The sequence below is a fragment of the Stenotrophomonas sp. TWI1183 genome, from assembly GCF_039673115.1.
In the GTDB taxonomy this organism is placed as follows: domain Bacteria; phylum Pseudomonadota; class Gammaproteobacteria; order Xanthomonadales; family Xanthomonadaceae; genus Stenotrophomonas; species Stenotrophomonas maltophilia_AA.
The window spans coordinates 55,687-74,708 of sequence record NZ_JBDJKZ010000021.1 but is presented as its reverse complement, the minus strand read 5'-3'; the positions used below and the strand labels follow the sequence as shown (position 1 = coordinate 74,708).

At 66.7% G+C, this 19,022-nt stretch carries 17 protein-coding genes; 10 read left to right on the top strand and 7 right to left on the bottom strand.

Annotation, left to right across the window (positions count from 1 at the left end; all coding sequences use genetic code 11):
- Positions 1-60: 60 nt before the first annotated feature.
- The 3 genes from ABE434_RS16490 to ABE434_RS16480 form a co-directional block, all read right to left on the bottom strand.
- Positions 61-570: a DUF2007 domain-containing protein gene (locus ABE434_RS16490; protein ID WP_179459493.1), complete on the bottom strand. Its 510-nt coding sequence runs from the start codon at positions 568-570 to the stop codon at positions 61-63.
- A 1-nt stretch (position 571) separates the two neighbouring features.
- Positions 572-1,480 carry an acyl-CoA thioesterase II gene (tesB, locus tag ABE434_RS16485; protein WP_176990062.1) on the bottom strand — a complete coding sequence of 303 codons (909 nt, stop codon included), beginning with the start codon at positions 1,478-1,480 and terminating at the stop codon, positions 572-574.
- A 239-nt stretch (positions 1,481-1,719) separates the two neighbouring features.
- A complete protein-coding gene (locus ABE434_RS16480; RefSeq protein WP_346479591.1) occupies positions 1,720-2,499 on the bottom strand; it encodes an enoyl-CoA hydratase/isomerase family protein in 780 nt (259 codons plus the stop codon).
- 34 nt (positions 2,500-2,533) lie between these two features.
- Between ABE434_RS16480 and ABE434_RS16475 the strand changes: the two genes are divergently transcribed.
- Positions 2,534-2,980 carry a copper chaperone PCu(A)C gene (locus tag ABE434_RS16475; protein WP_346479590.1) on the top strand — a complete coding sequence of 149 codons (447 nt, stop codon included), beginning with the start codon at positions 2,534-2,536 and terminating at the stop codon, positions 2,978-2,980.
- A 26-nt stretch (positions 2,981-3,006) separates the two neighbouring features.
- On the opposite strand, the gene ABE434_RS16470 is transcribed toward ABE434_RS16475, so the two are convergent.
- The 3 genes from ABE434_RS16470 to uvrA all read right to left on the bottom strand — a co-directional run bounded on the left by ABE434_RS16470 (position 3,007) and on the right by uvrA (position 7,248).
- Complete coding sequence (locus tag ABE434_RS16470; RefSeq protein WP_346479589.1) at positions 3,007-3,732, bottom strand: enolase; 726 nt, start codon at positions 3,730-3,732, stop codon at positions 3,007-3,009.
- Positions 3,733-3,835: 103 nt separating this feature from the next.
- Entirely contained in the window at positions 3,836-4,243 is a 408-nt protein-coding gene (locus ABE434_RS16465) for a thioesterase family protein (protein WP_176990059.1), read from the bottom strand.
- Positions 4,243-7,248: an excinuclease ABC subunit UvrA gene (gene uvrA / locus ABE434_RS16460; protein ID WP_346479588.1), complete on the bottom strand. Its 3,006-nt coding sequence runs from the start codon at positions 7,246-7,248 to the stop codon at positions 4,243-4,245. Before uvrA ends, ABE434_RS16465 begins: the two co-directional genes overlap by 1 nt.
- Positions 7,249-7,543: 295 nt before the next feature.
- On the opposite strand from uvrA, the gene rplU reads away from it, so the two are divergent.
- The 3 genes from rplU (at position 7,544) to obgE (ending at position 9,386) form a co-directional block, all read left to right on the top strand.
- A complete protein-coding gene (gene rplU, locus ABE434_RS16455; RefSeq protein ID WP_019184518.1) occupies positions 7,544-7,861 on the top strand; it encodes a 50S ribosomal protein L21 in 318 nt (105 codons plus the stop codon).
- 15 nt (positions 7,862-7,876) lie between these two features.
- Complete coding sequence (gene rpmA, locus ABE434_RS16450) at positions 7,877-8,137, top strand: 50S ribosomal protein L27 (RefSeq protein WP_019184517.1); 261 nt, start codon at positions 7,877-7,879, stop codon at positions 8,135-8,137.
- A gap of 196 nt (positions 8,138-8,333) precedes the next feature.
- Positions 8,334-9,386: a GTPase ObgE gene (gene obgE / locus ABE434_RS16445; RefSeq protein ID WP_346479587.1), complete on the top strand. Its 1,053-nt coding sequence runs from the start codon at positions 8,334-8,336 to the stop codon at positions 9,384-9,386.
- A gap of 184 nt (positions 9,387-9,570) precedes the next feature.
- Here obgE and rpsT read toward each other — a convergent pair whose 3' ends face one another.
- The gene (rpsT, locus tag ABE434_RS16440; protein WP_019184515.1) at positions 9,571-9,840 is read right to left on the bottom strand and encodes a 30S ribosomal protein S20; all 270 of its coding nucleotides are present in this window, start codon (positions 9,838-9,840) and stop codon (positions 9,571-9,573) included.
- 116 nt (positions 9,841-9,956) lie between these two features.
- On the opposite strand from rpsT, the gene murJ reads away from it, so the two are divergent.
- From murJ to ABE434_RS16410, 6 genes are all read left to right on the top strand, one after another.
- Positions 9,957-11,561, top strand: a complete 1,605-nt coding sequence (gene murJ / locus ABE434_RS16435; protein WP_176990139.1) for a murein biosynthesis integral membrane protein MurJ — start codon at positions 9,957-9,959, stop codon at positions 11,559-11,561.
- A 75-nt stretch (positions 11,562-11,636) separates the two neighbouring features.
- Entirely contained in the window at positions 11,637-12,584 is a 948-nt protein-coding gene (locus tag ABE434_RS16430; RefSeq protein ID WP_346479586.1) for a bifunctional riboflavin kinase/FAD synthetase, read from the top strand.
- A complete protein-coding gene (gene ileS, locus ABE434_RS16425) occupies positions 12,581-15,412 on the top strand; it encodes an isoleucine--tRNA ligase (protein ID WP_346479585.1) in 2,832 nt (943 codons plus the stop codon). The genes ABE434_RS16430 and ileS overlap by 4 nt, the downstream gene beginning before the upstream one ends.
- Positions 15,412-15,918 (top strand): signal peptidase II, encoded by a 507-nt coding sequence (gene lspA, locus ABE434_RS16420; protein WP_346479584.1) that lies wholly within the window; start codon positions 15,412-15,414, stop codon positions 15,916-15,918. The genes ileS and lspA overlap by 1 nt, the downstream gene beginning before the upstream one ends.
- Positions 15,919-15,971: 53 nt before the next feature.
- Entirely contained in the window at positions 15,972-16,922 is a 951-nt protein-coding gene (ispH, locus tag ABE434_RS16415) for a 4-hydroxy-3-methylbut-2-enyl diphosphate reductase (protein WP_176990053.1), read from the top strand.
- Positions 16,923-17,140: 218 nt separating this feature from the next.
- Positions 17,141-19,021: a peptidase M61 gene (locus tag ABE434_RS16410; RefSeq protein WP_346479583.1), complete on the top strand. Its 1,881-nt coding sequence runs from the start codon at positions 17,141-17,143 to the stop codon at positions 19,019-19,021.
- Position 19,022: the final 1 nt, after the last annotated feature.

Sequence of the window (19,022 nt, the reverse complement as noted above, 5' to 3'; positions counted from 1 at the left end):
CTGGCCGGCTCTGCAGGATTCCACCCGTACGAGGAGCCGGCCAGCGGCCGGCACTACCCGTTATTCAGTTGGCTGGATCCGGACCCGGACTTCCTCTTCTTCCGGTGGGGTGGCCGCCGGTGCGGTCGGCGACGCGGCCGGCTGTACCGCCGGGGCCGGCGCTGGCGCCACGGTGGGGGCGCCGCGGTGGCGCATGACCACCACCATGGCCACGGCAGCGATCACCAGCAGCAGGCCGATGCGGATGCGCCAGGCCCAGTTGCGCGGTGCGTCGTTCTGGGCGACCTCATCGCGGAACGCGAACTGCGCGGTCGGGTGATCGCGGCGGGTGGTTTCCAGCAGGCGCGCATCACGCAGGATCTCGCGGGCGCGCGGCTGGTCGTCGGCATGCACCACCCACAGGGTCGGATGGGTGGTCGCCTTTTCCTTGTCCAGATAGCTGAACTGGCTGCCGCGCTTGCTGTGGTACGAGCGCCCGTTGGTGATGCGCACTTCGATGCCGGCGTCGCGCAGCAGCTGGGCCACGCCTTCGACGGTTTCCACGCGCTGGCTGTTGAAGATCTGTCTCATGTCAGTCCTTGGCCGGTACGGCGGCGGCCGCGGCACTGTCGTCGACCACGCGGATCAGGCCTTCCTGCGCCGTGCTGGCGACCAGGATGCCGTTGCGGGTGAAGAACTGGCCACGCGCCAGGCCGCGCGAATCCTGCGCGCTGGGGCTGTCCAGCGAATACAGCAGCCAGTCGTCGGCGCGGAACGGGCGGTGGAACCAGATCGCATGGTCCAGCGAGGCCATCTGCACGTGCGGCTGGTAGTAGCTGATGCCGTGCGGGAAGGTCGCGGTGCCGAGCAGATGGAAATCCGACGCGTAGGCGAGCAGGGCCTGATGCAGCTCGGGGGCATCGCCGACGGTCTCGTTCAGGCGCAGCCACACCTGGTGGTACGGCGGGCGCTTGGGCGGATGGAGTTCGTCGCGCGGGTAGACATGACGGAACTCGAACGGGCCACCCCGCGAGAGCCAGCGCTGCACCTTGATCGGCAGGCGATCGAGCACCGCCTGCGGCAACGGCTGGTTCGGCTCGATGTCTTCCGGCTGCGGCACTTCCGGCATTTTGTGCTGGTGCTCGGCGCCGGTCTCGGCCTGCTGGAACGAGGCCGCGCAGAAGAAGATCACCTTGCCGTGCTGGATCGCGGTGACCCGGCGCACGGAGAAGCTGCCGCCATCGCGGGTACGGTCCACGTCATAGACGATGGGATGGTCGATGTTGCCGGCGCGCAGGAAGTAGGCGTGCAGCGAATGCACGTGACGGCCGTTCTCGACCGTCTTCTGGGCGGCGGACAGCGCCTGGCCCAGCACCTGGCCGCCAAAGACGTACTTGGTGCCGATATCGCGGCTCTGGCCGCGGAACAGATTGTCTTCCAGGCGTTCGAGCGAGAGCAGGTCGATCAGCTCGGAAACGACGGGTTCGTGCGTGGCGGACAAGGGCGGCAACCTGGGTTGGACTGGCGCCGATTATACGGGGTCCGGTAGTGCCGGCCGCTGGCCGGCAGGCGCACCTGCACGCAGCACGGGGTAGTGCCGGCCGCTGGCCGGCTCCTCATGATGTCCAGGCGCAGCGGGAGCCGGCCAGCGGCCGGCACTACCCGGTCTTTTCGGGCGTCGAGAGGCGCCGGCCAGCTGCGGACACTACCGGTGTGCGCGGGGGTGTCCGCGTTCGCGGGTCAGCCCTTGCCCAGCCTTGCGACCAGCCCGTGCAGCGCCTGCTGGGCGTCCGGGGCGTACCAGGCGTCCACGAAGCGGTCGAGCTGGATGAGGTCGGCGTGCAGCGCCTCGTGCAGGTCGGCGCGGGCGATGGCGCGGGTCAGCAGCATCGGTTGGCGCGGCAGCTTCAGCAGGCTCTGCAGCCAGGCCACGGCGCGGGCGACAACCAGGTCCGCATCGACTACCTCATCGACAAGCCCGATCTGCAGTGCACGCTCGGCCGGCACCATCTCGCCGCCGACCAGCAGGGTGGTGGCCCGATGGTGGCCGACCACGCGGCGCATCAGGCGCTGGATGCCTTCCGGCGCGACCAGCCCGACCTGCACTTCGTTCAGGCCGATCACCGTGGGATGGGCGGCATCGGGGCTGCGCGCGATGATCCGGTAGTCGCAGCACAGGGCCAGCACGCAGCCGCCGGCCGGGGCGTGCCCGGTCATGGCCGCCACCACCGGCACGCGGCATTCGGCCAGGGTGCGCACGGCGCCGAAGAAGGCCTGCCAGCTGTCCAGCAGCCTGTGCTTGTCCTCGCCATGGCCGAGCAGGTGCGGCACGTCCATGCCGGCACTGAAGATGCGCTCGCTCCCGGACAGCACGATGCCGTGTACATCCTCGGACATGGCCTGGTTGATCGCCTGGATCAGGTGCCGGCACAGCTCGGTGTCCAACGCATTGACCGGTGGACGCGCCAGCCGCAGTTCGCGGATGGGGCCATGGTTGATCACCTCGATGAGCGTCGTCATGCTGCAGTCTCGTTGCGGACAGGGAACGAAGCCGATGATAACCAAACCATTCGTGTGCGTATTGTTGGGACTGTGTGCGTTCGCAGCATCGGCGTCGGCGGTGGCCGATGCGCCTGCCTGCGTGTCACTGCGCGACGGCTGGGTGCGGTTGCCGCCGGGCGCGATGCCGATGGCCGCCGGTTACGGGCGGATCCGCAATGACTGCCGCGAGGCGGTCGTGGTGATCGCCGCCGGCAGCAAGGCGTTCGGTGATGTCTCGCTGCACGAAACCACGCTGGTCGACGGGATCAGCCGGATGCGCGCGGTAGAGCGGCTGCCGATCGCGGCGGGTGCGACGGTCGAGCTCAAACCGGGTGGCCTGCACCTGATGCTGATGCAGCCGGAGGTGGCGCTGAAGGAGGGGGCACAGCTGCCGTTGCGGCTGAGCCTGGAAGACGGCCGCAAGGTGGATGGACAGCTGCAGGTGCGCGGCGCGCGTTGAGTGCGTGCTGGCCGGCACGCGCGCGGTCAACTCCAGTCGTAGGAGAACAGGACGGTGCGGCTGTCCGGTTCGTACAACATCACGATGGCATCGGCGCCCGCGGCGCACCAGTTGTAACCGGCTACCTCGGCGACCGCGAAGAACGGTTTGCCATCGCGGGTGATGCGCACGTTCTCGGCATCGTCAGGTCGGTCGCGATCATACATCGCCGGATCCAGTGCGATCTCGAATGCCGACGGGATCTCGGCGGTTTCGGTCCAGTTGCCGCCGGAAATCTGCCCGCCGAGCCTGTCCAGATACGCCTGTTCGCCCGGCTCGCCATCGCCATAGCGCATGTAGCTGGCCAGGGAGCCGTGGGTCTGGAAATAGGCGTGTGCCTTGGCATGACTGTCGCGCATCTCGGCGATGTGCTCGACCGCGTCGCTGTCCTGCTCCTGGTCACCGACGAAGTAGCCCGCGGTGCCGAGGAAGCGCATGCGGTTGTCGGTGGTCAGTTCGAATGCGATCCAGTTGGTCCCGGTGAACGCGTTGTGGTGTTCTTCGGTGTCTTCGCCGATGCAGCCTTCATACGGCTCTATCGGGCACAGCATCGTGGCCACGGTGCCGGCCAGTTCCGGACGCAGGATGCCCAGGTCGATGCCGATCAGCGGCAGCAGGTGTTGGGCCAGCCACGGTTGTTCCTGGGAAAAAACGTCGGCGGGGAACGGCGTCATTCCGGGAAGCAGTGTGCGGATGTCGGTCTGGTGGAACATGGCATTCCTTTGAACGAATGGCGGTAGTGCCGGCCGCTGGCCGGCACCCATGCACATCGATCCGGCGTCATGAGGGTGCCGGCCAGCGGCCGGCACTACCTGCTCAGGTGGACGCGGTGCGGATCGCCTCGGGCAACGGTGCGCTCTTGCCGGTCTGGGTGTCCATCCACACCACCACCACGTTGCCGTCCGAATACAGCGTGCTGTCGTTCTTCTCGTCCACGATGCGGTGGCCGATGGTCACGCTGCTGTTGCCGAGACGCTCGACGAACAGCTCCACCACGATGTCGTTGGGCCATACGATCGGCAGGCGATAGTTGACGTTGGTCGCCGCCACCACCGGTGCGATGCGGTCGGTCATCGAAACGCCCTCCACCCCCAGCATCCAGCGCACGCGCGCTTCTTCCAGGTAGGAGATGTACTTGGCGTTGTTGACGTGGCCCATGCTGTCCATGTCGCGCCAGCGGACGCTGATCGGTACGCGGGCGAGGATCTTGTGTTCGCTGCTCATTACTTCTTCTTCGCCTTCGTGGTCTTGGCAGGGCTGGTTTTGCTGGGGGTTGCCGCACGCGTGGCGGCCACCGCCTTCTTGGCCACCTTGGCCGGCTTTTCCGGCTTGGCCTTGCGCGGCGGGCGGGCGTCGGGCTTGTTGGCCACGGCCGCCGGCTGTTCCGGGCGCGCGCTGGTGGAGGGCAGCATCTTGGCCAGGAACTGGCCGGTGTACGAGGTCGGGCAGGCCGCCACGTCTTCCGGCGTACCGGTCACCAGGATGGTGCCACCGCGGTGGCCGCCTTCCGGACCCAGATCGACGATCCAGTCGGCGGTCTTGATCACGTCCAGGTTGTGTTCGATCACCACCACCGTGTTGCCTTCGTCGCGCAGCTTGTGCAGCACGCCGAGCAGCGCCTCGATGTCGTGGAAGTGCAGGCCGGTGGTCGGCTCATCCAGGATGTACAGCGTGCGCCCGGTATCGCGGCGCGACAGTTCCTTGGACAGTTTCACGCGCTGCGCTTCACCACCGGACAGCGTGGTCGCGCTCTGGCCCAGCTTGATGTAGCTCAGGCCGACGTCGACCAGCGTTTCCAGCTTGCGCGCGATGCTCGGTACCGGTTCGAACAGCTTCAGCGCATCTTCGACGGTCATCTGCAGCACGTCGTTGATGTTGTAGCCCTTGTACAGGATCTCCAGCGTTTCGCGGTTGTAGCGCTTGCCGTGGCAGACATCGCAGGGCACGTACACGTCCGGCAGGAAGTGCATCTCGACCTTGATCAGGCCATCGCCCTGGCAGGCCTCGCAGCGGCCACCGCGCACGTTGAAGCTGAAACGCCCCGGCGAATAGCCGCGTGCACGCGCTTCGGGCACCTGCGCGTACAGCTCGCGCAGCGGCGTGAACAGGCCGGTGTAGGTGGCCGGGTTCGAGCGCGGGGTGCGGCCGATCGGCGACTGGTCGATGTCCACCACCTTGTCGAACAGATCCAGGCCGTCGACTTCCTTGTACGGGGCGATCGGGTGCGAGGAGCCGTTGATCTCGTTGGCAGCCAGCGAGAACAGGGTGTCGTTGATCAGGGTCGACTTGCCCGAGCCGGACACGCCGGTGATGCAGGTCAGCAGGCCCGACGGAATGTCCAGGTCCACGCCCTTGAGGTTGTTGCCACTGGCACCGCGCAGGTGCAGCGTCATCTTCGGATTGGGCTTGTGCCGGCGCGCCGGGATCTCGATGGCGCGCTTGCCCGACAGGTACTGGCCGGTCAGCGAACGCGGCGCATCCAGGATGTCCTGCAGCGTGCCCTGGCCGACGATCTCGCCGCCGTGCACGCCGGCGCCCGGGCCGATGTCCAGCACGTAGTCGGCCAGGCGGATCGCGTCTTCGTCATGCTCGACCACGATCACCGTGTTGCCGAGGTCGCGCAGGCGGGTCAGGGTGCCGAGCAGGCGCTCGTTGTCGCGCTGGTGCAGGCCGATCGACGGCTCGTCCAGCACGTACATCACGCCGACCAGGCCGGCACCGATCTGCGAGGCCAGCCGGATGCGCTGGGCTTCGCCACCGGACAGGGTGTCGGCCTTGCGTTCCAGGGTCAGGTAATCCAGGCCGACATCGACCAGGAAGCCCAGCCGTTCGCCGATCTCCTTGACGATCTTGCCGGCGATTTCGCCGCGCCAGCCGGGCAGGGTCATGCTGCTGAAGAACTTCAGCGCATCGTCGATCGGCATCACCACCAGTTCCGGCAGCGCACGGTCGGCCACGAACACGTTGCGCGCGGCCTTGTTCAGGCGCTGGCCGTTGCACTCGGGGCAGTTGCGCTCGCTGATGTACTTGGCCAGTTCTTCGCGCACCGCCGAGGATTCGGTCTCCTTGTAGCGGCGCTCGAGGTTGGGAATGATGCCCTCGAAGCGATGCTTGCGCTGGGTGCGGCCACCGGCTTCGGTGAAGTAGGTGAAGGTGATCGTCTCGTCGCCGCTGCCGTACAGCACGGCCTGGCGCACGTCCTCGGGCAGGCTCTGCCACGGGGCGTCGGTGTCGAACTTGTAGTGCTTGGCCAGCGAGGCGATCAGCTGGAAGTAGTACGCGTTGCGGCGGTCCCAACCGCGCACGGCACCGGCCGAGAGCGACAGCTCCGGGTGCACCACCACGCGCGAGGGATCGAAGAACTCGGCCATGCCGAGGCCATCGCAGCCCGGGCAGGCGCCGACCGGCGAGTTGAACGAGAACAGGCGCGGTTCCAGCTCCGGCAGCGAGTAATCGCAGACCGGGCAGCTGTACTTGGACGAGAACAGGTGCGCAGGCGCATCCTCCACATCCAGCGACTGCACCGAGACCATGCCGTCGCCCAGCTTCAGCGCGGTTTCAAAGCTCTCGGCCAAGCGCTGCTTGATGTCCTCGCGCGGGCGGAAGCGGTCGATCACCGCCTCGATGGTGTGCTTCTGGCGCAGCGCCAGCGGCGGCACCGCATCGATTTCATGCAGCTGGCCGTCCACGCGCACGCGCACATAGCCCTGCGCGCGCAGCTGGTCGAAGACCTGGGCGTGTTCGCCCTTGCGCTCGCGGATCACCGGGGCCAGCAGCATGTAGCGCTGTTCGGCATCCAGGGTCAGCACGTGGTCGACCATCTGGCTGACCGTCTGCGCTTCCAGCGGGTAGCCGTGGTCCGGGCAGCGCGGGCTGCCGACGCGGGCGTACAGCAGGCGCAGGTAGTCGTAGATCTCGGTGATCGTGCCGACGGTCGAGCGCGGGTTGTGCGAGGTCGACTTCTGCTCGATCGAGATCGCCGGGGACAGGCCCTCGATGTGGTCCAGGTCCGGCTTTTCCATCACGCTGAGGAACTGGCGGGCATAGGCCGACAGCGACTCCACGTAACGACGCTGGCCTTCCGCGTAGATGGTGTCGAACGCCAACGAGGACTTGCCCGAGCCGGACAGGCCGGTGATGACAATGAGCTTGTCGCGGGGCAGGTCGAGATCGATGTTCTTGAGATTGTGCGTCCGCGCGCCGCGGATGCGGATGAAATCCATCGCCATGGGGGATCCGTTGTGGGGCTTCGGCTCAGGGAGCCGGCAAGCGGGTGGGGCAATCGGAAACGGCAATCGGTCAGCCTACCGAGCTTGGGATTTGGGGGCAATCGCGGACTTTGCCACCCCCATGTCTCATTCCCTGAGACCCCGCCAGCCGGTTTCCTGAACCGTATTCAGCCAAATCCGGGTCCGAGCAGGGGGTGGGTTGACCCGAAGTGGTTGAAGTCATTAAAATTCCGCTTCTGTCCGCCCTCGATGGCGGCAGTCCATAGACCACAATAACTACAGAGGAAGTCTGGTCATGTACGCAGTACTGGTAACCGGCGGTAAGCAATACCGCGTGGCGCAGGGCGAAACGCTCCGCGTTGAAAAGCTCGAAGTCGAAGTCGGCAACGAGATCAAGTTCGACAACATCCTGATGCTGGGCGACAGCGATGGCATCAAGCTGGGCGACGCGCTGAGCGGCGCTTCGGTCACTGCCAAGGTCGTGTCCCAGGGTCGTGCCGACAAGGTCCGGATCATCAAGTTCCGTCGCCGTAAGCACCACATGAAGCGTCAGGGTCACCGTCAGTACTACACCGAAATCGAGATCACCGGCATTGCCGGTGGCAGCAAGTAATAAGGAGAAGCAGTCATGGCACATAAGAAGGGCGTAGGCTCATCGCGCAACGGTCGCGACTCCAACCCGAAATACCTCGGCGTCAAGATCTTCGGTGGCCAGGCCATCGACGCCGGCAACATCATCGTGCGTCAGCGCGGCACCCAGTTCCATCCGGGTACCGGCGTTGGCCTCGGCCGTGACCACACCCTGTTCGCGCTCGTCGACGGCAAGGTGGAGTTCTCGGTCAAGGGCCCGAAGAAGCGTCGTACCGTCAGCGTCGTCGCCGAAGCCTGATCTTCAGCGGTACGCAGGCGCCCACGCCACGGCGTGGGGTCGCTGACGAAAGCCCCGCTTCGGCGGGGTTTTTCGTTGGTATCCACTACATCAGGCGGGACATTTCCCGCCGCCGGCCCTGGATCGTACCGGGGCCGTTAGACTCTGCGGTGGGGTGCACCTCGCGCCCGCCGCCTCCAGATTGGCATCCAGAATCATGAAACTTGTAGACGAAGCAGAAATCCAGGTGATCGCCGGCAACGGCGGCAACGGCTGCATCGGTTTCCGTCGCGAGAAGTTCATTCCGCTGGGCGGGCCGGACGGTGGCGACGGCGGTAATGGCGGCAGCGTGTGGATCCGCGCCGACGAGAACCTCAACACCCTGGTCGATTTCCGCCATGACCGCATCTTCAAGGCGCAGCGCGGCGAGAACGGCATGGGCCGCCAGGCCTATGGCAAGGGCGGCGAAGACCTGGTCATCACCGTGCCGATCGGCACCGTGATCATGAATGTCAGCACCGACGAAGTGATCGGCGACCTGACCGCGCATGGCGACCGCCTGCTGGTGGCCAAGGGCGGCCGCGGCGGCCTGGGCAACATGCATTTCAAGAGCTCCACCAACCGCTCGCCGCGCCAGGCGCTGCCGGGCGAAGAGGGTGAAGAGCGCCTGATCAAGCTCGAGCTGAAGCTGCTGGCCGACGTGGGCCTGCTGGGCTTCCCGAATGCCGGCAAGAGCACCTTGATCCGCGCCGTGTCCGCGGCGACCCCGAAGGTGGCCGATTACCCGTTCACCACGCTGTACCCCAATCTGGGCGTCGTGCGCGTGGAGAACTACCGCAGCTTCGTGATCGCCGACATTCCCGGCCTGATCGAGGGGGCGGCCGACGGCGCCGGGCTGGGCGCGCAGTTCCTGCGCCACCTGCAGCGCACCCGCCTGCTGCTGCACCTCGTGGATATCTCCCCGATGGAAGGCGGCGTGGAAGGTGTGTCGCCGATCGAGCAGGTCCGGGCGATCGAGCGCGAGTTGGAGAAGCACGACCCAGAGCTGCTGAACAAGCCGCGCTGGCTGGTGCTGAACAAGGCCGACCTGATGTTCGAGGACGAGGCCAAGGCCGCCGCCGAGAAGATCGTTGCCGAGCTGGGCTGGTCCGAGCCGTGGTACCTGGTCTCGGCCCTGGGCCGTGAAGGCACCTGGCCGATCATGAACAACATCATGGCCTTCTTCGATCGCCAGAAGGAAGACGAGGCGCAAGCGCGCGATGCGTACTGAGCGCAGCCACGCGCCCCTGAGAAACCCGGCTCCGGCCGGGTTTTTCTGTGGTGTCGCCGTAACCGCCGACCGGGCGGGTCGCCGCAGATCGCAGGCAACAAAAAACCCGGCCAAGGCCGGGTTCTTCTCTGCGGCTGGATCGAAGCCACGCATGGCGTGGCTCTACGACACCCGCAGCGCCGTATCAGGCGGCCTTGATGGCCTTGATGCGCGCGGTCAGGCGGCTCTTGTGGCGAGCAGCCTTGTTCTTGTGGATCAGACCACGCGAGCTGAAACGGTCGAGGATCGGCTGGGCAACAGCGAAGGCTGCCTCGGCGCCGGCGGCGTCATTGGCATCCAGAGCCTTGATCACCTTCTTGACAGCGGTGCGCAGCATCGAACGCTGAGCCGTATTGCGCGCGTTGCGCACGACGGTCTGCTTGGCGCGCTTCTTGGCGGACTTGATATTGGCCACAGTGGTGGTTTCCTGAAAAATCGGTGTAATGGGAACAGCAAGCTGGAAAGTATGATGGCTCGAAAAATGTACGTCAAGTCAATTGTCAAGAGGGAACACGGGTGAGTTCACCAAGGATGTTGCGGGGCCTGCTGTCTTTCAGCAGCATGACCATGATTTCGCGGGTGTTGGGGCTGGTTCGCGACCTGGTCATCACCACCACGTTCGGCACCAATGCGGTGACCGACGCCTTCTGGGTCGCCTTCCGGGTGCCCAATTTCCTGCGCCGGCTGTTCGCCGAAGGCTCGTTCGCCACGGCGTTCGTCCCGGTGTTCACGGAAGTGAAGGAAACCCGCTCGCATGCCGAACTGCGCGAGCTGATGTCGCGGGTGGCCGGCACGCTGGGTGGGGTGCTGCTGCTGGTCACGGCGTTGGCGCTGATCTTCGCGCCGCAGTTGGCGACCCTGTTCTCCAGCGGGGTGGATACCGACCCGGCCAAGCATGGCCTGCTGGTGGACCTGTTCCGGTTGACCTTCCCGTTCCTGCTGTTCGTGTCGCTGACCGCGTTGGCCGGCGGGGCGCTCAACAGTTTCCAGAAGTTCGCGATGCCGGCGCTGACCCCGGTGATCCTCAACCTGTGCATGATCGCCGGCGCGCTGTGGCTGGCCCCGCGGCTGGGCGGCACCCCGGAGAAGCAGATCCTGGCCCTGGGCTGGGCGGTGCTGGCGGCCGGGCTGCTGCAGCTGCTGTTCCAGCTGCCCTCGCTGAAGGGCATCAACCTGCTGACCCTGCCGCGCTGGGGCTGGCGGCATCCCGGGGTGCGCAAGGTGCTGACCCTGATGGTGCCGACCCTGTTCGGTTCCTCGATCGCGCAGATCAACCTGCTGCTGGATACGGTGATCGCCGCCAAGCTGACCGATGGCTCGCAGTCCTGGCTGTCCCTGGCCGACCGCTTCCTGGAGCTCCCGCTGGGCGTGTTCGGGGTGGCGCTGGGCACCGTGATCCTGCCGGCGCTGGCTCGCCACCACGTGAGCACCGACAAGGCCGGCTTCTCCAGCGCGCTGGACTGGGGCCTGCGCACGACGCTGCTGATCGCGATCCCGGCCATGCTGGGCCTGCTGCTGCTGGCCGAGCCGCTGATTGCCACGGTGTTCCAGTACGGGCGTTTCACCGCGTTCGATACCCGCATGACCGCGCTGTCGGTCTACGGGCTGAGCTTCGCCCTGCCGGCGTTCGCGCTGCTCAAGGTGGTGCTGCCGGCCTTCTACGCCCGCCAGGACACGCGCACCCCGGTCCGCGCCGGCGTGGCCGCGCTGGTGGCCAACATGGTGTTCAACTTCATCCTGCTGGCCGTGCTGTACCACGTGATGGTGCCGGAGGCGCTCAAGGCGCAGGGCGTGTGGGTCGCGCTGGGCAAGCAGCCGGGCCTGCATCTGGCGCTGGGCATCGCCAGCGCACTGTCCAGTTACCTGAACCTGGGCCTGCTCTGGTACTGGCTGGGCAAGACCGATGTCTATCAGCCCAAGCCCGGCTGGGGCGGCTATGTGACCAAGCTGGGGCTGGCCTGTCTGGCGATGGTCGCGGTGCTGCTGGCCCTGCTGTACGGGATGCCGGCGTTCACCGGCATGGACAAATGGCACCGGATCGGGAACCTCGCGCTGCTGGTCGGCGGCGGTGGTCTGACCTATCTGGTGGCGCTGGTCGCCATGGGCTTCCGCCCGCGCCACCTGCGGGAGCATTGATACGTGGACAGCCCGGCTATACTTCATGGCTATCTCTTGCAAAGCATCGGCCCTGGTGGGCCGCATTCCACGTAGATGAGCAGGCTGTTTAGAAACGTCGAAGGCGGGCAGTTGCTCCCGCACGGAAGCGTGGTCTGCATCGGCGCATTCGACGGCCTGCACCTGGGTCATCGTGCGTTGGTGCGCCACGCCGTTTCGCGCGCGCGCGCGCTGGGCGTGGCCGCCGTGGCGGTGGCCTTCGAGCCGCTGCCGCGCGAGTACTTCGCCCAGGGCGAACCGCCGCCGCGATTGACCCTGGCGCGCGACAAGGTCGCGATGCTGCGCGAACTCGGCGTGGATGCGATCGGCCTGCTGCGCTTCGATGCGCGCATGGCCGCGATGCAGGCCGAGGCGTTCGTCGAGCAGCTGCTGGTGCACCGGCTGAGTGCGCGCGAGGTGTGGATCGGGCCGGAGTTCTGCTTCGGCAACCGCCGCAAGGGCGATCTGGCCCTGCTGCAGGCGATGGGCCGCGAGCGGGGTTTCAGTGCGGGAGAGATCGAGCCGGTCGACCTGCACGGCGAGCGCATCTCCAGCACCCGCATCCGCCAGCTGCTGCGTGCCGGTGATTTCAGCCATGCCGGCGATCTGCTGGGCAGGCCGTATACGATTGGGGGCAGGGTAGTGCGCGGCCGCCAGTTGGGCCGTACGCTGGGGTTCCCGACCGCCAACCTGCGCTTCCCGAAGACGCCGGCGCTGTCGGGGATCTATGCGACCTGGGTCCATGGCGTGTTCGACCAGCCGTGGCCCTCGGTCTCCAGCTTCGGCACGCGCCCCACCGTGGACGGCGTCGAGCCGCTGCTGGAAGCGCACCTGTTTGATTTCCAGGGTGACCTGTACGGTCGCCACATCGATGTCGAGTTCGTCGCCAAGCTGCGTGACGAAGAAAAGTTCCAAGATCTGGCTGCGTTGACCGACCAGATGCACCGTGACGCCGAACAGGCCCGTCACATCCTTTCCGAACACAGATTGCGAGCCACTGCGTGAGCCAGGACTACAAAGCCACCCTTCATCTGCCGGCAACCGAATTCCCGATGCGCGGCGACCTGCCCAAGCGCGAGCCGGGCATTCTGTCGCGCTGGGAGGACGAGGGCCTTTACGCCCGCCTGCGCGACAACGCGCAGGGCCGCCCGCTGTTCGTGCTGCACGACGGCCCGCCCTACGCCAATGGCCAGATCCACCTGGGCCACGCGGTCAACAAGATCCTCAAGGACATCATCGTCAAGTCGCGCTACCTGGCCGGCTTCGATGCGCCCTACGTGCCGGGCTGGGATTGCCATGGCCTGCCGATCGAGATCGCGGTCGAGAAGAAGTGGGGCAAGGTCGGCGTCAAGCTCGATGCGGTCGCGTTCCGCCAGAAGTGCCGCGAGTTCGCCGAAGAGCAGATCGAACTGCAGCGCCGCGACTTCAAGCGCCTGGGCGTGATCGGCGATTGGGACAACCCGTACAAGACGCTGAGCTTCGATTTCGAGGCCAACGAGATCCGCGCGCTGTCCAAGGTCTTCGCCAACGGTCACATCGTGCGCGGCGCCAAGCCGGTGCACTGGTGCTTCGACTGTGGCTCGGCACTGGCCGAGGCCGAGATCGAATACCAGGACAAGACCTCGCCGGCGATCGACGTGGCCTACGTCTCGCGCGACGCGCAGCAGCTGGCCGAACGCTTCGGCGTGGTGCTGCCGGCCGATGTCGAGGTCGCGGTGCCGATCTGGACCACCACCCCGTGGACGCTGCCGGCCTCGCTGGCGGTGTCGCTCGGTGCGGAGATCGAGTACGTGCTGGCCGAAGGCCCGACCCACAACGGCAAGCGCCGTTGGCTGGTGCTGGCCGCCGCGCTGGCCGAACGTTCGCTGCAGCGCTACGGCGTGGAGGGCCTGGTCGTGCACGGCCGTGCCACCGGCGCCGCGCTGGAAAACCTGCTGCTGGCCCATCCGTTCTATCCGCAGCGCGACATCCCGCTGCTCAACGGCGACCACGTCTCCGATGAAGACGGTACCGGTGCGGTGCATACCGCCCCGGGCCACGGCCAGGAAGACTTCGTGGTCAGCCAGCAGTACGGGCTGATGGACAAGTACAACGCCGGCCAGATCAACCCGGTCGACGGCCGTGGCGTGTACCTGTCTTCGACCCCGCCGGCGGGCGACGTCGAGCTGGCAGGCGTGCACCTGTGGAAGGCGCAGCCGCTGATCATCGACGTGCTGCGCGCCTCCGGTGCGCTGCTGGCCCATGTCGAGATCGTGCACAGCTACCCGCACTGCTGGCGCCACAAGACCCCGGTCGTGTTCCGTGCCACCCCGCAGTGGTTCATCTCGATGGACAAGGCCAACCTGCGCAGCGATGCGATGGCCGCGATCGACACCGTCGGCTGGTTCCCGAGCTGGGGCAAGGCGCGCATCGGCTCGATGGTCGATGGCCGCCCGGACTGGTGCATCAGCCGCCAGCGCACCTGGGGCGTGCCGATCGCGCTGTTCACCCACCGCGAAACCGGTGAGCCGCACCCGCGCACCGTCGAGCTGATGCAGCAGGTCGCCGACCGCGTGCAGGCCGAAGGCATCGACGTCTGGTACTCGCTGGACAGCGCCGAGCTGCTGGGCGAAGAAGCGCCGCAGTACGAGAAGGTCACCGACATCCTCGATGTCTGGTTCGACTCGGGCGTGACCCACGAAGGCGTGCTGCTGGCGCGTGGCTTCGGCAAGCCGGCCGACCTGTACCTGGAAGGCTCGGACCAGCACCGCGGCTGGTTCCAGTCCTCGCTGCTGACCGGCGTGGCGATCGACAAGCGGGCGCCGTACAAGCAGTGCCTCACCCACGGCTTCACCGTGGATGAGAAGGGCCGCAAGATGTCCAAGTCGCTGGGCAACGGCATCGAGCCGCAGGACATCATGAAGACCCTGGGCGCGGACATCCTGCGCCTGTGGATCGCCTCGGCCGATTACAGCAATGAAATGTCGCTGTCGCAGGAGATCCTCAAGCGCAACGCGGATGCCTACCGGCGCCTGCGCAACACCGCGCGCTTCCTGCTCGGCAACCTGGACGGCTTCGATCCGGCCCAGCAACTGGTGGCCCCGGCCGACATGGTTGCGCTGGACCGCTGGATCGTGCATCGCGCGTTCGAGGTGCAGGAGAAGATCAAGGCCGCGTACACCGGCTACAACATGGCCGAGATCGTGCAGCTGCTGCTGAACTTCTGCAGCGTCGACCTGGGCTCGGTGTACCTGGACGTCACCAAGGACCGCCTGTACACCATGCCGATGGACTCGCGCGGCCGCCGCTCGGCGCAGACCGCGATGTACCACATCGCCGAAGCGTTCACGCGCTGGATCGCGCCGATCCTGAGCTTCACCGCCGATGAGTTGTGGGGTTACCTGCCGGGCGAGCGCAAGGAGAACGTGCTGTTCGCCACCTGGTACGAAGGCCTGGTCCCGCTGCCGGCCGATGCACCGCTCAACGCGGCCGATTTCGATCAGCTGCTGGCCCTGCGCGAGCAGGTCGCCAAGGTGCTCGAGCCGATGCGCGCCAATGGTGCGATCGGTGCGGCGCTGGAAGCGGAGATCACCGTCGCCGCCGATGCCGAGACCGCCGCGCGCTGGCAGCCGCTGGCCGAGGAGCTGCGCTTCCTGCTGATCAGCGGTGACGTGCAGGTGCGCCCGGCGACCACCGATGAGGTGTTCGTCAGCGCCCAGCCGACCACGAAGCAGAAGTGCGTGCGCTGCTGGCATTACCGCGCCGATGTGGGCTCGGTCGCTGCGCATCCGGAGCTGTGTGGCCGCTGCGTGACCAACATCGACGGTGCCGGCGAAGACCGGCGGTGGTTCTGATGGCCGCCGCCCGTCCGCGTCCGAACGCGCTGATCTGGCTGCTGCTGTCGGCGGCGATCATCATCGCCGACCAGTGGAGCAAGGCCTGGGTGCTGTCCAGCCTGCCCGAGTACGAGCCGGTGGTGGTCATCGACGGCTTCTGGAACTGGTACCGCACCTACAACACCGGTGCCGCGTTCAGTTTCCTGAGCGATGCCGGTGGCTGGCAGCTGTGGTTCTTCACCGCGCTGGCGGTGGGCATCAGCGGCCTGATGGCCTACTGGATGTGGGGCACCGCGCGCGGTGCCTGGCGCAGCGCCGTGCCGTACGCCCTGGTGATCGGCGGGGCGATCGGCAACGTGATCGACCGGCTGATGCACGGCCATGTGGTTGACTTCATCCAGTGGTATATCGGTGACCATGCCTGGCCGTCGTTCAACATCGCCGATTCGGCGATCGTGGTCGGCGCGGTGGGTATCGCCCTGTTCGGCCTGTTCGACGGCAAGCCTGCCAAAAAAGCGGGATAATTCCCTCCTGTATCCGTAACGACCCGGCTCACGCCGGCCGGAGTATCTGACCGATGGATGTGTTGCTCGCCAATCCGCGTGGTTTCTGTGCCGGTGTCGATCGTGCGATCGAGATCGTCAAGCGCGCGATCGAGACCCTGGGTGCGCCGATCTATGTGCGCCACGAGGTCGTGCACAACCGGTTCGTGGTCGATGACCTCAAGGCCCGCGGCGCGATCTTCGTCGAAGAGCTGGACGAAGTGCCGGACGACAACACGGTGATCTTCAGCGCCCACGGCGTCTCCCAGGCCGTGCGCCAGGAAGCCGACCGCCGTGGCTTGAAGGTGTTCGACGCCACCTGCCCGCTGGTCACCAAGGTGCACCTGGAAGTGGCCCGCCACTGCCGCGCCGGCCGCGACGTGGTGCTGATCGGCCACGCCGGCCACCCGGAAGTGGAAGGCACGATGGGCCAGTGGAGCCGCGAGCGCGGCACCGGCCAGATCTACCTGGTCGAAGATGTGGACGACGTCGCCACGCTGGTCATCGACCAGCCGGAGAACTTCGCCTATACCACCCAGACCACGCTGTCGGTGGATGACACCCGCGGCATCATCGAAGCGCTGCGCACCCGCTTCCCGGCGATGCAGGGCCCGAAGAACGATGACATCTGCTACGCCACGCAGAACCGCCAGGATGCCGTGCGCGACCTGGCCAAGCGCTGCGACCTGGTGCTGGTGGTCGGCTCGCCGAACAGCTCCAACTCCAACCGCCTGAGTGAACTGGCACGCCGTGATGGCGTGGAGTCCTACCTGATCGACGGGGCCGACGAGATCGACCCGGCATGGGTGGCCGGCAAGAAGCACATCGGCCTGACCGCCGGCGCCTCCGCGCCGCAGGTGCTGGTGGACGGGGTGATCGCGCGCCTGAAAGAACTTGGCGCCACCGGCGTCGGCGAGCTAGACGGCGAGCCGGAATCGATGGTGTTCGCGCTGCCGAAAGAACTGCGGCTGCGGCTGGTCGACTGACCAGGCCTCGTGACGCCACGCATGCCGTGGCGCTGCCCGGTAGTGCCGGCCGCTGGCCGGCAGCTCACCTCGGTTGATCCTGATCGCGTCCGGCAGACGGAACGTCACCGCACGCCGCTGTGCCAATCATGGCCGCAACGCGACGCATGACCTTTGGCCATGGGGCAGGGCGGTAACGCAGGGCTAGGATCGAGGCTTCCCCCGTTGGAGCCTGCCTGATGAAGATGCGTGCCATTGCCCTGTCCGTGTTGCTGGCCGTGTCCGCCGCCGGCGTGCAGGCGCAGACGCCGCCGCCGCAGGACGTGGCCTTCCCCGGCCTGCTGCGCATCGACGTGGACGCGCGCGATATCGGGCGACGCATCTTCAAGGTCAAGGCCACGGTGCCGGCCAAGCCCGGCCCGCTGACCCTGCTGTACCCGCAGTGGTTGCCGGGCAGTCACTCGCCGAGCGGGCCGATCGACAAGCTCGCCGGCCTGGTCGTCACCGCCAACGGCACGCCGCTGCAGTGGAAGCGGGATCCGTACGACGTCTACGCCTTCACCGTGGAGGTGCCGCAGGGCGCCAGTGAAGTCGTGGCCGAGTTCAAGTTCCTGTCCTCCCAGGGCGCGCAGGGCCGCGTGGTGATGACGCCGGACATGCTCAACCTGCAGTGGAACGCCAACTCGCTGTACCCGGCCGGGGTCATCACCCGCAACATCCAGGCGCAGGCTACCGTCACCCTGCCGCCGGGCTGGTCGTATGCCACCGCGCTGGACACGGAGCGCCGCGACGGCGACACCGTGGTGTTCAAGCCGATCAGCTACGACCATCTGGTCGACTCGCCGCTGTTCGCCGGCCGCCACTTCCAGCGCTTCGATCTGGACCCCGGCGCAAAGGTGCCGGTGCACCTGAATGTCTTCGCTGATGAAGCCACGTCGCTGGCGGCCAAGCCCGAGCAGATCCAGGCGCATCGCGCGCTGGTGCAGCAGATGTACAAGCTCTACGGCGCGCGCCACTTCGACCGCTACGAGTTCCTGCTCGCGCTGACCGACAGGCTCGGCGGTATCGGCCTGGAGCACCAGCGCTCCAGCGAGAACAGCGGCGACACCGGCTACTTCACCGAGTGGGACAAGACCTGGCTCGGCCGCGACCTGCTCCCGCACGAGTTCAACCACTCCTGGAACGGCAAGTACCGGCGTGGCGCGGATCTGGCCACCGCCAACTTCAACGTGCCGATGGGCGACAGCCTGCTGTGGCTGTATGAAGGGCAGACCCAGTTCTGGGGCCAGGTGCTGGCCGCCCGCTCCGGACTGTGGAGCCCGCAGCAGACCCGCGATGTGCTGGCCAACGTCGCCGGTACCTACGACCGCGGCCGTCCCGGCCTGGCCTGGCGCAACCTGCAGGACACCACCAACGACCCGACCATCGCCCAGCGCCGCGCGCTGGCGTTCCGCAACTACCAGATGAGCGAGGACTACTATTCCGGCGGCCAGATGGTATGGCTGGAGGTGGACGGCAAGCTGCGCGCGCTGACCGGCAACAAGCGCGGCCTGGACGACTTCGCCAAGGCGTTCTTCGGCATGAACGACGGCGACTGGAACGTCCATCCGTATACCTTCGAGGACGTGGTCGGCACCCTCAACGGCGTGGCGCCGTTCGACTGGGCCAGCTTCCTGCGCGAACGCCTGGATGGGCACGGCCCGCTGACTGGCGGCCTGGAAGCGGCGGGCTGGAAACTGGTCTACACCGATACGCCGAACGAAGCGTTCAAGGCGCAGGAGACGCGCGGCAAGAACAGCAACCTGCTGTACTCCATCGGCCTGTCCGTCAGCGAGTCCGGCTACATCGGCGACGTGCTGTGGGACAGCCCGGCGTTCAATGCCGGGCTGATCCCCGGCATGAGCGTGGTCGCACTCAATGGCCGCGTGTTCAAGGCGGAGCAGTTGAAGGAGGCGATCACCACGGCCAGGACCGACAAGGCACCGCTGACGCTGCTGGTGAAAAACGTCGATCGCATCGACACGGTGACGCTGGATTACCACGACGGGCTGAAGTACCCGGCGCTGGAGCGCATCGCCGGCAAGCCGGATCGGTTGGCGGAGTTGTGGAAGGCGCGCTGAT

What these genes read in the sequence shown, in the direction of transcription:
- ABE434_RS16490 (WP_179459493.1), bottom strand. Translation starts at nt 570, where the DNA reads ATGAGACAGATCTTCAACAGCCAGCGCGTGGAAACCGTCGAAGGCGTG.
- ABE434_RS16480 (WP_346479591.1), bottom strand. Translation starts at nt 2,499, where the DNA reads ATGACGACGCTCATCGAGGTGATCAACCATGGCCCCATCCGCGAACTG.
- ABE434_RS16475 (WP_346479590.1), top strand. Translation starts at nt 2,534, where the DNA reads ATGATAACCAAACCATTCGTGTGCGTATTGTTGGGACTGTGTGCGTTC.
- ABE434_RS16470 (WP_346479589.1), bottom strand. Translation starts at nt 3,732, where the DNA reads ATGTTCCACCAGACCGACATCCGCACACTGCTTCCCGGAATGACGCCG.
- ABE434_RS16465 (WP_176990059.1), bottom strand. Translation starts at nt 4,243, where the DNA reads ATGAGCAGCGAACACAAGATCCTCGCCCGCGTACCGATCAGCGTCCGC.
- uvrA (WP_346479588.1), bottom strand. Translation starts at nt 7,248, where the DNA reads ATGGCGATGGATTTCATCCGCATCCGCGGCGCGCGGACGCACAATCTC.
- rplU (WP_019184518.1), top strand. Translation starts at nt 7,544, where the DNA reads ATGTACGCAGTACTGGTAACCGGCGGTAAGCAATACCGCGTGGCGCAG.
- rpmA (WP_019184517.1), top strand. Translation starts at nt 7,877, where the DNA reads ATGGCACATAAGAAGGGCGTAGGCTCATCGCGCAACGGTCGCGACTCC.
- obgE (WP_346479587.1), top strand. Translation starts at nt 8,334, where the DNA reads ATGAAACTTGTAGACGAAGCAGAAATCCAGGTGATCGCCGGCAACGGC.
- murJ (WP_176990139.1), top strand. Translation starts at nt 9,957, where the DNA reads ATGTTGCGGGGCCTGCTGTCTTTCAGCAGCATGACCATGATTTCGCGG.
- ABE434_RS16430 (WP_346479586.1), top strand. Translation starts at nt 11,637, where the DNA reads ATGAGCAGGCTGTTTAGAAACGTCGAAGGCGGGCAGTTGCTCCCGCAC.
- lspA (WP_346479584.1), top strand. Translation starts at nt 15,412, where the DNA reads ATGGCCGCCGCCCGTCCGCGTCCGAACGCGCTGATCTGGCTGCTGCTG.
- ispH (WP_176990053.1), top strand. Translation starts at nt 15,972, where the DNA reads ATGGATGTGTTGCTCGCCAATCCGCGTGGTTTCTGTGCCGGTGTCGAT.
- ABE434_RS16410 (WP_346479583.1), top strand. Translation starts at nt 17,141, where the DNA reads ATGAAGATGCGTGCCATTGCCCTGTCCGTGTTGCTGGCCGTGTCCGCC.